The 12,337-nt window shown below is 44.7% G+C and carries 13 protein-coding genes and 1 pseudogene; 6 read left to right on the top strand and 8 right to left on the bottom strand.

The features are described 5' to 3' along the window. Positions 1–4: 4 nt before the first annotated feature. Together lpcA and ACED46_RS02340 are read left to right on the top strand one after the other, a co-directional pair. Positions 5–580, top strand: coding sequence for a D-sedoheptulose 7-phosphate isomerase (lpcA, locus tag ACED46_RS02345; protein WP_017063379.1), 576 nt, complete (start codon positions 5–7; stop codon positions 578–580). A gap of 65 nt (positions 581–645) precedes the next feature. After that, entirely contained in the window at positions 646–1,491 is an 846-nt protein-coding gene (locus ACED46_RS02340; RefSeq protein ID WP_102333435.1) for a class II glutamine amidotransferase, read from the top strand. Between the two features lie 107 nt (positions 1,492–1,598). Here ACED46_RS02340 and purN read toward each other — a convergent pair whose 3' ends face one another. Both purN and purM read right to left on the bottom strand, forming a co-directional pair. Further along, positions 1,599–2,273 carry a phosphoribosylglycinamide formyltransferase gene (gene purN / locus ACED46_RS02335; protein ID WP_102333440.1) on the bottom strand — a complete coding sequence of 225 codons (675 nt, stop codon included), beginning with the start codon at positions 2,271–2,273 and terminating at the stop codon, positions 1,599–1,601. 132 nt (positions 2,274–2,405) lie between these two features. Continuing rightward, the gene (gene purM / locus ACED46_RS02330; protein WP_008222945.1) at positions 2,406–3,446 is read right to left on the bottom strand and encodes a phosphoribosylformylglycinamidine cyclo-ligase; all 1,041 of its coding nucleotides are present in this window, start codon (positions 3,444–3,446) and stop codon (positions 2,406–2,408) included. Between the two features lie 169 nt (positions 3,447–3,615). On the opposite strand from purM, the gene upp reads away from it, so the two are divergent. Further along, complete coding sequence (upp, locus tag ACED46_RS02325; RefSeq protein ID WP_017060716.1) at positions 3,616–4,242, top strand: uracil phosphoribosyltransferase; 627 nt, start codon at positions 3,616–3,618, stop codon at positions 4,240–4,242. A gap of 141 nt (positions 4,243–4,383) precedes the next feature. Here upp and ACED46_RS02320 read toward each other — a convergent pair whose 3' ends face one another. Beyond that, a complete protein-coding gene (locus tag ACED46_RS02320) occupies positions 4,384–5,622 on the bottom strand; it encodes a uracil-xanthine permease family protein (RefSeq protein ID WP_017060715.1) in 1,239 nt (412 codons plus the stop codon). Between the two features lie 278 nt (positions 5,623–5,900). On the opposite strand from ACED46_RS02320, the gene ACED46_RS02315 reads away from it, so the two are divergent. Continuing rightward, on the top strand, positions 5,901–7,160 hold the full coding sequence (locus tag ACED46_RS02315; protein ID WP_102428239.1) for a DUF2066 domain-containing protein: 1,260 nt from the start codon (positions 5,901–5,903) through the stop codon (positions 7,158–7,160). Between the two features lie 110 nt (positions 7,161–7,270). Here ACED46_RS02315 and ACED46_RS02310 read toward each other — a convergent pair whose 3' ends face one another. From ACED46_RS02310 to ACED46_RS02295, 4 genes are all read right to left on the bottom strand, one after another. Next, a complete protein-coding gene (locus ACED46_RS02310; protein WP_017060713.1) occupies positions 7,271–7,708 on the bottom strand; it encodes a DUF2069 domain-containing protein in 438 nt (145 codons plus the stop codon). Next, on the bottom strand, positions 7,705–8,298 hold the full coding sequence (gene wrbA / locus ACED46_RS02305; RefSeq protein ID WP_017060712.1) for an NAD(P)H:quinone oxidoreductase: 594 nt from the start codon (positions 8,296–8,298) through the stop codon (positions 7,705–7,707). Before wrbA ends, ACED46_RS02310 begins: the two co-directional genes overlap by 4 nt. A 6-nt stretch (positions 8,299–8,304) precedes the next feature. Beyond that, positions 8,305–8,655 (bottom strand): arsenate reductase (glutaredoxin), encoded by a 351-nt coding sequence (arsC, locus tag ACED46_RS02300; protein WP_017060711.1) that lies wholly within the window; start codon positions 8,653–8,655, stop codon positions 8,305–8,307. 122 nt (positions 8,656–8,777) lie between these two features. Next, positions 8,778–10,232, bottom strand: coding sequence for a M48 family metallopeptidase (locus ACED46_RS02295; RefSeq protein WP_017060710.1), 1,455 nt, complete (start codon positions 10,230–10,232; stop codon positions 8,778–8,780). A 178-nt stretch (positions 10,233–10,410) separates the two neighbouring features. Here ACED46_RS02295 and ACED46_RS02290 point away from each other — a divergent pair, with 178 nt between their 5' ends. Together ACED46_RS02290 and ACED46_RS02285 are read left to right on the top strand one after the other, a co-directional pair. Further along, on the top strand, positions 10,411–10,650 hold the full coding sequence (locus tag ACED46_RS02290) for a sulfurtransferase TusA family protein (protein ID WP_017060709.1): 240 nt from the start codon (positions 10,411–10,413) through the stop codon (positions 10,648–10,650). Continuing rightward, positions 10,643–11,719 (top strand): AI-2E family transporter, encoded by a 1,077-nt coding sequence (locus ACED46_RS02285; protein ID WP_017060708.1) that lies wholly within the window; start codon positions 10,643–10,645, stop codon positions 11,717–11,719. The genes ACED46_RS02290 and ACED46_RS02285 overlap by 8 nt, the downstream gene beginning before the upstream one ends. Before the next feature lie 172 nt (positions 11,720–11,891). Here ACED46_RS02285 and ACED46_RS02280 read toward each other — a convergent pair. Then, positions 11,892–12,035: pseudogene (locus tag ACED46_RS02280) on the bottom strand (thioredoxin-dependent thiol peroxidase); the annotation flags it as partial. Positions 12,036–12,337 lie beyond the last annotated feature (302 nt).

The raw sequence follows: 12,337 nt of genomic DNA, 5'->3' as shown, positions 1-12,337 counted from the left end.
CCTTATGTACCAAGACCTAATCAAAAGTGAATTAAACGAAGCTGCTGACGTTCTTAACAAGTTTTTGAGTGACGACCATAACATCGCTCAAATTGAAGCGGCGGCAAAACTGATTGCTGACTCATTCAAGCAAGAAGGCAAGGTGCTTTCTTGTGGTAACGGTGGCTCACACTGTGATGCAATGCACTTCGCGGAAGAGCTAACAGGCCGATACCGTGAAAACCGTCCAGGTTACGCTGGTATTGCGATTTCAGATCCAAGCCACTTGTCTTGCGTGAGTAATGATTTTGGCTACGACCACGTATTTTCTCGTTATGTAGAAGCGGTAGGTCGTAAAGGTGATGTGTTGTTCGGTCTGTCGACTTCAGGTAACTCTGCCAATATTCTAAAAGCGATTGAAGCTGCTCAAGCTAAAGGCATGAAGACGATTGCATTGACGGGTAAAGATGGCGGCAAAATGGCGGGTTGTGCTGATATCGAAATCCGAGTGCCACACTTTGGTTACGCAGATCGCATCCAAGAGATTCACATTAAGATCATTCATATTGTGATTCAGCTTGTTGAAAAAGAGATGGAATAATAGTTTTACAGACATTTGGAGCCCAGCTTAGGCTCCATTGGTTTTAATAGGGAGTAGATTAAACCATGTGTGAATTGCTCGGTATGAGCGCGAATGTGCCAACTGATATTTGTTTTAGCTTTACTGGTCTTATGCAGCGTGGAGGCAATACTGGCCCGCACCGCGATGGCTGGGGTATTACCTTCTATGAAGGAAAGGGTTTTCGTACATTTAAAGATCCTAACCCTAGCTGTGAATCTAAGATCGCTGAGTTGGTTCAAAACTACCCAATTAAAAGCCAAGCCGTTGTCAGTCATATCCGTCAAGCGAACCGTGGTGGTGTTAATCTAGAAAATACACACCCTTTTACTCGTGAGCTTTGGGGGCGATACTGGACCTTCGCTCACAATGGTCAATTAACGGATTACGACGATCTGATCAGTGGTCGTTTCAGACCGGTCGGCGAGACAGACAGTGAGCTCTCTTTCTGTTGGTTACTCAAACAACTCGAAGAGCGTTTTCCTGAGCCACCTCAAGATATGGAAGGTATGTTTCGCTTTGTGGCTGAGTGTTGTGACAAGCTGCGTGAGAAAGGCGTTTTCAACATGTTACTCAGTGATGGTGAGTATGTGATGACCTTCTGTACCAACCATTTGTACTGGATAACAAGGCGCGCACCTTTTGGTAAAGCGAGCCTGATTGATGAAGATGTTGAGATTAACTTCCAAGAAGAAACTACACCTAATGATGTGGTTACAGTGGTGGCAACCCAGCCTCTAACAGACAATGAAGAGTGGTTTAGAATGAAGCCGGGCGAATATGCGCTGTTTCATTTTGGTGAGCTGATAGGCAACAATCATAAAGCATTGGAAGATGTCGCTTATGCGCCGAAGAAGGTAGCAAGCCAAGCGCCAACTGAACCATTGAGCTGAGCTAAGTATCCCGAATAGTATGATTTGAACCTCATAAAAAAGACCGCTTACTGAACTAATGAATCAGTAAGCGGTCTTTTTTTGGATTTGATTTAGTTTCTGAAGAATTACTCTTCTGCGTAACCGTGTTTACCTAATGCCTTACCGTCTAAGACAGCTTGCCCATTTAGCATTGATAAACGATCTTCGGCGAACCATTTACAGACCATAGGGTAAATGCAGTGTTCTTGAGTAAGCACTCGGCTTGCCAACATATCAGCATCATCATCTTCAAATACCGGCACCTTAGCTTGCAAGATCACAGGGCCGCCATCGAGCTCCTCGGTAACAAAGTGGACGCTAGTACCGTGTTCTTTGTCTTGCGCATCAATGGCACGCTGGTGGGTGTGTAGGCCTGGGTATTTCGGCAACAGAGAAGGGTGGATGTTGACCATTTTCCCTGCATAGTGACGAACAAACTCTGAACTCAGGATTCGCATGTAGCCAGCGAGTACGATTAAATCTGGCTGGTAAGCATCGATCTGAACCATCAATTCATGGTCAAACTCTTCACGTGAACCAAAGTCTTTTGGATTCACTGAATGAGCGTCAACACCTGCGGTTTTCGCTCGTTCTAATCCAAAAGCCTCTGCTTTGTTTGAGAAGACAGCTTTAACCGATGCATCAATCATATCGCTATCGCAGGCATCTAAAATAGCCTGTAAGTTACTTCCGCTTCCTGAAACTAACACAACGATGTTTTTCTGGGAGTGACTGGTTTTATTTGAGTGATTGTTTTTCATAGAGTGGGTCATACGATTGATTAACTGAATTGTTTACAATGTACCTACATAAACTAAGGTTTTCTGCGGGCTAAATAGCAAAATGAGGACCATTAGGTCCTCATTGATTAACTAAGTAAGTGAGCGTATCACTTATTTAATTTCAACTTGCTCTTCGCCAGCTTCAGCGTTTGCGATCTCACCGATAACCCAAGCGTTTTCGCCTTCAGCTTTCAGTAGTTCAACAGCAGCGTCTGCTTGATCTTTAGGTAGAGCAACAACTAGGCCTACACCACAGTTGAAAGTGCGGTACATTTCAAATGTTTCCACGTTACCTTTCTCTTGTAGCCAGTTGAAGATAGCAGGCCATTCCCAGCTCTTGCCATCAATGACTGCTTTAGTACCTTCAGGAAGTACGCGTGGGATGTTTTCCCAGAAACCACCACCTGTGATGTGTGAGATAGCATGAATGTCATGCTCTGCAATCATCTTAAGTGCTGATTTGATGTAAATCTTAGTTGGTTCTAGTAGGTGCTCACCGATAGTGCGACCTTCTAGTTCTTCACTCTTATCAGCACCAGAAACTTCTAGGACTTTACGAATTAAAGAGTAACCGTTTGAGTGTGGACCACTTGAGCCAACAGCGATAAGTGCGTCGCCTGCTGCTACTTTAGTGCCGTCGATGATGTCAGCTTTTTCTACAACACCAACACAGAAGCCAGCTACATCGTAGTCGTCGCCTTCGTACATGCCTGGCATTTCAGCAGTTTCACCACCGATTAGTGCACAGCCAGCTTGAACACAGCCTTCAGCAATACCAGAAACAACGTCTGCTGCTGTATCTACATCTAGCTTACCTGTTGCGTAGTAGTCTAGGAAGAATAGCGGTTCACCACCTTGAACGATTAAGTCGTTCACACACATTGCCACTAGGTCGATACCAATGGTGTCGTGTTTTTTCAGATCCAAAGCAAGGCGAAGTTTAGTACCAACACCATCAGTACCTGAAACAAGTACCGGCTCTTTGTATTTCGTTGGAAGTTCACATAGGGCGCCAAAGCCACCAATACCGCCCATTACTTCAGGGCGACGAGTGCGTTTAACAGCACCTTTGATACGGTCTACTAGTGCATTACCTGCGTCGATATCAACACCAGCGTCTTTGTAGCTTAGAGAAGAAGTATTACCACTCACGGGATAGTCCTCGAACTTAAGTTGGATGTGAAAACGGCGCTATTCTAACAGGGCTTGAATATGAAGAGCAAACGTTTGCGCGGTTTTTTTTATTAGAATAAAGATTCTGAAATAACCCTAGAGTTCGTGTATAATCTACAGGTTTGTTTAAATATTGCCGGAGTTGGAAATGAAAGTTGTTGAAGTGAAACACCCGCTAGTAAAACATAAAATTGGCCTGATGCGTGAAGGTGAGATTAGCACTAAGCGTTTTCGTGAGCTAGCGACAGAAGTGGGTAGCCTTCTAACATACGAAGCGACATCAGACTTTGAAACTGAGCGTGTGACGATTAACGGTTGGAACGGTCCAGTAGAAGTTGACCAAATTAAAGGTAAAAAAGTAACGGTAGTGCCAATCCTACGTGCTGGTCTAGGCATGATGGACGGCGTTCTTGAGCACATCCCAAGTGCACGTATCAGCGTTGTTGGTATTTACCGTGACGAAGAAACACTTGAGCCAGTACCATACTTCAACAAGCTTGCATCTAACATCGACGAGCGTATTGCTCTAGTGGTAGACCCAATGCTTGCGACAGGTGGTTCTATGATCGCGACTATCGACCTAATGAAAGAGAAAGGTTGTAAGCACTTTAAGATTCTTGTGCTTGTTGCTGCTCCTGAAGGTATCGCTGCTCTAGAAAAAGCGCACCCAGATGTTGAGCTTTACACGGCTGCAATCGATGAGAAGCTAAACGACAAGGGCTACATTGTTCCTGGTCTTGGCGATGCTGGCGATAAGATCTTCGGTACTAAGTAATTCGGTTTCAGCTTAAGTGACTCTAAACAGTTCCTTAACTCGCTGAATTAACCGTATTAATAAAAAGGGAGAGCATTCGATGCTCTCCCTTTTTTGATCTTGTTAGGTTGTGATTCTTTGGAATCTAGCCTTACCGACTCATTAATCGATTTGAGCTTTATCTACCACAGTGTTGTCACCTAGCTCTTCTGGAAGTACTAGGTTAAGTAGAATCGCAACGATACCGCACAAGCTTACGCCCTGTAGGCTAAAGTCACCGATACCAAAGGCCATGCCGCCAATACCAAAGACTAAAGTAATGCCCACAATCACAAGGTTACGTGATTTATGCAGGTCAACGTTGTTCTTGATGAGTGTGTTAAGGCCCACTGTTGCGATAGAGCCAAACAGTAGAATCATGATGCCACCCATTACAGGAACCGGAATCGTTTGAAGTAGTGCGCCTAGCTTACCAACCAATGCAAGAACGATAGCAGTAACAGCAGCCCAAGTCATGATCACTGGGTTGAATGCTTTCGTCAGCATTACTGCACCTGTTACTTCACTGTAGGTTGTGTTTGGCGGAGCGCCCAGCATAGAAGCTGCGATTGTAGCCACGCCGTCGCCTGTGATAGTACGGTGTAAACCTGGCTTTTTAAGGTAGTCTTTACCGGTTACGTTAGAGATAGCAAGCATATCACCTACGTGTTCAACGGCAGGTGCAATCGCGACAAATACCATAAAAAAGATAGCGTTGATGTTGAACTCTGGCGTTGTGAAGTTTGGCAGTGCTAACCAAGATGCTTGCGCTACTGGAGTGAAGTCTACCGCGCCGTATACCAAGCTGGTGATGTAACCCGCAACAATACCACCGAAGATTGGCAGTAGCTTAAGGAAGCCTTTTGAAAACACACTGATGACAATCGTCACTAACAGTGAAATTGAAGAGATCCACAGGGCAGCGTCTGCATCAACAAGCTGAACCGCACCATCGCCTGTCTTACCTAGCGCCATGTTAACTGCAACAGGTGCAAGACCTAAACCGATAACCATGATCACAGGGCCAACAACGACGGGTGGAAGCAGTTTATGGATGAAGCCAACGCCACGAACTTTAATTAACGCGCCCATTAGTACATACACAACACCCGCCGCCATCAAGCCGCCCATGGTTGCACCAACACCCCAAGTTTGAATACCAAACATGATAGGCGCGATGAAAGCAAAAGAAGATGCTAAGAAGATTGGCACTGAACGGCGTGTAATAAGTTGGAATAAAAGGGTACCGATACCTGCGCCAAAGAGTGCAACGTTGGGATCGAGTCCAGTCAGTAGCGGCACTAATACAAGCGCACCAAATGCTACAAACAGCATTTGCGCACCTTGCAGAGCATTTTTCATGTTATGTCCTTAAAAATGGTCGTTATATGAAAAGCGAAAAATAAAATTCGCGGGATTCTATCACTTGGCAATCGATTGCTACACTAAATAGATCAAATTTATTTATCTTAGTGATGTTTTATATCCATCTAAGCCCTAGAAATTCAGTTTATAAGTGAGCGATTTATCATGGCCAGGTGATATTTTGTGGTTATTAAACACAGTGGGCGCTATCGACCTTGCCCCTCAATCCATAGTTGCTTATCATCTAGGCACAAGATTTGAATATTAGGATCAGTATGCGCTACATAGCATTGTTGTTGATGGGACTATTAGCCTCTCCGAGTTATGCCTTAACTCAAGTAGATATTTTTAGTGCTGAAGTTGCGATTAACGCTGAAGACAAACAGCCAGAACAAGTGGCAAGAAATACAGGTATGGAGCAGGTATTGATACGTGCGACTGGCCAAACTGATGTCGCTTCGAATGAGACGATTCAAAAGGCGATGCGCAAGAGTTCGCAGTACATGTCTCAAATGAGTTTTGGCGAAAGCAATGACCAATCAACATTGCGTATGCGTTTTAACGGTGCTCAAATCCGTTCTCTGTTGACTCAAGCACAGTTACCTTACTGGCCTGACACGCGTTCAAACATCCTTGTTTGGCTTGTGGAAGAGGACAACTACGACAAGAACATCGTATGGGAACACTCTAACTCACAGTTAGCAGCTAGCTTACAAGCGAACGCAAAAGAGCGTGGCTTGCCTCTAACGCTGCCTGTGGGTGACTTTGACGATATTACGGGTATTGCGACTTCTGATTTGTGGGGTAGCTTTGTTACGCCAATCAGTAAAGCGAGTCAGCGTTATCCTGTTGATGCTGTGTTGGTGATAAAGGCTCAATCTTCAGGCCTACGTTGGGCTCTATACGATCAAAAGCCAAGTCAATTGACGAGTGCACCAACATCGCCTGTAAGTGGTTCACTATCGGGTAACAGCGACACGACTTCTAAGAAGTTAGTTGACCAAATCAGTAACTACTACGCAGGCAAAAGTGCTGTGACGGTAGCGAGTGAGTCATCAGAATCGATTTTAACGCAGTTTATTAGCCTGAATAATGCTCAAGACTTCTTCCAGTTAGAGAACGCACTTAAGCGTCTAAACTCGGTGGCAAGCCTAGATATTCTGAAGATTCAGAACAACGAAGTCACTTTCCGAATTCACTTATTGTCGACTCAACAAGAGTTTGAGCAAGAAGTAGCAAGTATTCGCCAAGTTGCGAAGGTTGAAGAATCTTACATTGAGCCTGAAGTGAGCCCTGAATTTGAAACTCAAGACAACACAATGTCTGTAGGTGATGATTCAACAGACGCTGCTGAAGTCGTTGGTGACGAAACTGACTCAGGCGTACAAGTGATTAAGGGCAACGAGGTATCTGAGGATGCTGAGCTAACGAATACGCCTGACACAACGTTAGAGGATTCTAGTACAGAAGATCTAACCATCACTGCGCCAGTACATGCTAAGCCAAGCTTGGTATACGAGTGGGTTCGCTCATAATTGTCAGCTGACATGACTGATTGAAATGAAAACTTGAAAAAAGCCCTGCAAGAGCAATCTCGCAGGGCTTTTTGTTTGTAAGCGGTCAGTTTAAAAGCATGGGCTCAATATTATTGCTCGAACTTAGCTTTCTCTCTCTTTTCTACTTCGGAAAGGCGCTTCAACTTGATGCCTAACTCTTTGGCTCTAAAGCGAGTAAATAAGATATTGCCCGCGAAACCTAGAGTCGTCAGAAGCAGTTCTACAGCCGCTAATAAACGTTCACCATCGTCTACATACAAGATAGTTAATGCGTGTAGGAAATAGAGCATCAAGACGAAATTTGCCCATGCGTGCGTATAAGGTTTTCCTGCTAAAATGCCCGGTAATGGCAATAACAGCGGGATAGCCCAAGCAATCGCCAGTGTGACATTACTGAGATGAGGGTGCGGTGAAAGCGTCATCTGCCAAGCCACCACCCAGAATAACAGTGACAAGTTGCCCGCTAAAGCAAGGTAGCGAAATAGCTTGGTTTTGGGAGACATAGCCTTCTCTGGCATATACATCATTGAGAAATTCCCTTCTGATTTATTGCGATGCGCGCTAGGCGTTTACCTAGGTTTTGCGCCAACTCAATCTCTTCTTTGCTAAGTGAAGCGCTCTCTCCAGTACTGCTTGCACCATAAGGCGTACCACCAGTTTGAGTGGTGTGCAGCGCCGGTTCTGAGTAGGGGATGCCCACGACTAACATGCCGTGATGAAGCAGGGGCAACATCATGCTTTGTTGTGTTGTCTCTTGACCACCATGCAATGATGAAGAAGAGGTAAATACACAACCTGGCTTATCGATGAGATCACCATTGATCCACATTGATGTCGTGCTATCCCAAAAGTGCTTCATTGGCCCGGCCATGTTACCAAACCAAACCGGACTGCCTAGCGCCAAACCATCACAAGATCGAAGTTCTTGTAACGAGGCAATAGGATCGGTTGGTTGATAACGCGAATCAGGCTGCTCTTCTACTGTGTACACGTCGTTCACCGTCCTTAGCATAGCTTCGCAGTTCGGGATGGATTCAACCCCTCGTGCAATCTGCCTTGCTAGAGCTTGTGTGTTGCCGTGGCGACTGTAATAAAGAACAAGAATGTTAATGCTCATATTGGATTACAGAATCTCTAGCACTTGCTCTGGTGGACGACCAATTTTTGCTTTGTTGTTCGCGACAACGACTGGGCGCTCAAACAGTTTTGGATTGGTTGCCATCGCGGCGAAAAGATCTTCATCAGTAACTGAAGCATCGCCAAGGTTTGCTTCTTTGTAGTCCGCTTCTTTGGTGCGCATCATGTCGCGAACACTGTCAAAACCAAGCTGAGTGAACAGTACTTTCAGCTGTTCAACTGTTAACGGAGTCTCCAGGTATTTGATGACCTCTGGCTGTACGCCGTTTTCCTGAAGCACTTCTAGAGTTTGACGGCTCTTTGAGCAGCGTGGGTTATGATAAATCACGACAGACATGGTTCTTCCTCATTATTATTTTTGATTTAGTTGTTTAGCTGAAGCCACCAGGGGTGACTTCTTTTTTGTGTAACGTTGAGCTTTCTTTTTATTCTGGTAACGAGCTGTTACCAGTAAACACTCTATTGTAGCGACAAGAAGCGCTCTCGTTGAATCATTAGCTGATCAATTCGAGCGTCGTAGCGTGCTTGTTTTAGGCTTCCTAATTCTGCGATTTGGCTTGCTTGCGTGTAGTACTGAATCGCTTTGTTCCAGTTGGCTTGCAGTGCCAAAATTTCTGCACGAGCAGCCAGTTCTTCGTCGCTATTACCAAGGCTCGTATTTACTTTTGAAAGTAAGTGCCAGCCATTGGTGTCATTCGGGTTATCGTGCGTGTAACGCTGCAATACGCGAACCGCTTCTTGAAGATCTTCATTTTCAATCAGTGCGTTGGCGTAGTTAATGGTCAGAACCGGGTTGTTTGGTTGACGAACCAGTGCCGATTTAAGTTCTTTAATCGCAATCTCAGGCTGCTTCTTCTCGATGTGCAGATCCGAAATAGCATCTAGATAAAACAGGTTGGTTGGATCGCTGTTAATCAGCTTGTTCAGGATGGGCTCTGCTTTGTCTAATTTTTTAGAGTCTAGGTAAACCAGTGCTTGGCCATATTCTAATGACGGAACCAAAGCTTTAGGGGCTTTCTTTAGCTGACGCTCAAACCAATCAAGAGCAGCATCATTATTAATGCCAGCATAGCGCGCAACAATGCGGGCTCTTGCTAGGTGGTAGTCCAGAGAGGGAGCCAGTTTCAGTGGCGGGTAACTACGAGCACGAGCACGTGAATCGGTAATTCGGTCTTCTGGTAATGGGTGAGTCAGTAGCATTGGCGGTGGTGTGCTCGCATAGCGATATTCATCAGCTAAACGGCCAAAGAAACGTGGCATCGCATTCACATCAAACCCAGCTTTTGCTAGCGTGTTGATACCAAAGCGGTCGGCTTCTTTTTCATTACTACGGGTGTAGTTGATTTGGCTTTGCATATTACCCGCAGTCGTTGCCGTTAGGGCTGCAATGCCGGCTTCAGGAGCTGCAATTGCCAGTAATACAGAGGCTGCTAGCGCTGCAATGGTTGCTGGAGAGCGGCGCGCTTGGTCTTCCATACTACGCGCTAAGTGACGTTGGGTTACGTGCGCGATTTCGTGCGCTAATACAGAAGCTAATTCACTTTCAGATTGTGCATGCAGGAATAGACCTGAGTGCAAAGCAACATAACCACCAAAGAAAGCAAAGGCGTTGATGTTGCGGTCACGGATCATAAAGAACTGGAAAGGTGTCTTTACATCATTTGCGTTCGCGACCAGACGATGGCCAAGAGTATCAATATATAGATTTAGAACTGGGTCGTTTACGATAGGCTGGCTACTTCTGATGATGCGCATGTAGGCATCACCATAGATAAGCTCTTGGTCGATAGTGAGTGTGCCGCCAGCAGCGGTACCGATATCTGGTAGCTCCAAACTATTGGTATTCGCCATAGTTGGGGTGCTTAATGTAGCTGCGATGCATAAGCAAGCAATTGAGCGAGCGCGTTTAAACATATTAGTCAGTAATACTCCGTTTCTTCTGACAGTAAGACAAGTGCAATGGAAATTGGTTCTTTATCTGATTTAACCTTTGCCAAGTGCGTGCGCTATCATGAAGGAGGATGAATGAATGATGGCGCGTTTTCAAAAACAGATTACAATACGACCCTTATAATAAGCATCGAGCTCAAGAATGACACCTAATATTCTAGATTTACGCCAAGAGCGCTGTCCAATGGCGCTATTATTAGCCAAGCGTCACAGTGTAAAGTTAGAAGTAGGGCAGTCATTGTCAATTTATGTGTCTGATAACAGTTCGATGAAAGATATTGTTACTTATTTGTCTAAGCAAGCCTATGACGTCATCACTGAGGTTTGCTCTAATTACCATCATCTCCTCGTCACTAAAAAGGAATTGCAGTCAGATGCTTGAAATGGTCAATCGTTGGTATAAACGACGTTTCTCTGATCCCCATGCTGTCAGTTTGGTTGCCATCATTCTCTTCGGCTTTATTACGATCTACTTCTTTGGTCACCTAATTGCACCACTCTTGGTTGCGATTGTGTTGGCTTATTTGCTTGAGTGGCCTGTTACCCAACTTCAAAGACTCGGTGTTCCAAGAACGCCTTCGGTGATGTTGGTGATCATGATGTTCTTTAGCCTGATGTTGCTGGCGCTGTTTGGTTTAGTGCCTACCATTTGGGAGCAAGTGGGTAACCTCATCAATGATATTCCAAGTATGTATGGCGGCTTACAGAAGTTCATCGCGACGATTCCTGAGCGCTATCCTGAGTTAGCAAACTTGCAGATCGTTGAATCGATTGTGTCTAACGCGAAAAACAAAGCATTAGGCTTTGGTGAAAGTGTTGTTAAAGGTTCTTTGGCTTCTCTTGTGAGCTTGGCTACGCTTGCGGTTTACTTGATTCTTGTGCCGCTGCTGATCTTCTTCTTATTAAAAGATAAAGAAGAGATGATCAGCATGGCGAGTGGCGTGTTGCCTAAAAACCGTCGTCTAGCGACCAAGGTTTGGGTTGAGATGAACCAACAAATCTCGAACTATATTCGCGGCAAGGTCCTTGAGATCTTGATCGTCGGTGGTGTCAGCTACGTGACCTTTGCGATTCTAGATTTACGTTATTCAGCTCTGCTGGCTGTCGCGGTTGGCTTCTCGGTACTGATTCCTTATATCGGTGCGGCGGCTGTGACCGTTCCTGTCGCGATTGTCGGTTTGTTCCAGTGGGGATTAGAACCTCAGTTTTACTGGTTGCTTCTCGCTTACGGTATTATCCAAGCGCTAGATGGTAACGTGCTCGTTCCTGTTCTTTTCTCTGAAGCGGTGAACCTGCACCCAGTGGCCATTATTGTTGCCGTGTTAGTGTTTGGTGGACTGTGGGGATTCTGGGGCGTGTTCTTTGCTATCCCGTTGGCAACGTTAGTTAAGGCGGTTTGGAATGCCTTACCGAGTCACGCATTAGACGATGACCCCGAACATCAAAAGTAATTGATCTTGTTATAGAAAAAGGCCGAACATCCATGATGTTCGGCCTTTTTGCTCTTAGCTTAATAATTAGCTTAATAATTAGCTTAATAATTAGCTTAATAATTAGCTTAATGAGTGTTGCTATTGCCTTAGAAAGTGATGAATCTAAGTCATTAACTCACTCAAATCGCCCTTAAGCTTCTTGATTGAAGTAATCTAGAACCACTTCGTGGTGAGTCTTAGTCTTGAACTTGTTGAAGACATGTTCAATCTGACCTTCTTCATCAATTAGGAAGCTAATACGGTGCAGACCGTCGTAGATTTTACCCATGAAGCGTCACCCTTGGGAAAAATCTATGACGTAAATCTTGACTTTTTTCAGAAAAGTCTTTCTTTAATAGTGGCTTAGGTTAATATCTTTTCTTGTTCAACTACAAATATAGCAGTTGTCATAATTTTTTGTCAATTTGGCTCTATTTACCGATTTTCCAAGTGAAGCCTGTCATAAAAATCTTAGGTAAGTTATGACGTGGAGCCACTAGTATAGATGACAAAGTCGCTTGGTAATTAAGGTACGACATAATCGGTGTTTTTCAAGGTAGTTGTCATCATTTGCTTACTTATTAAGCAGCTTCTCTT

This window comes from Vibrio sp. 1S139 (assembly GCF_041439475.1).
GTDB lineage: Bacteria > Pseudomonadota > Gammaproteobacteria > Enterobacterales > Vibrionaceae > Vibrio > Vibrio crassostreae_C.
Note: the sequence above shows the minus strand (reverse complement) of the source record. Positions and strands in the feature narration are given on the sequence as shown.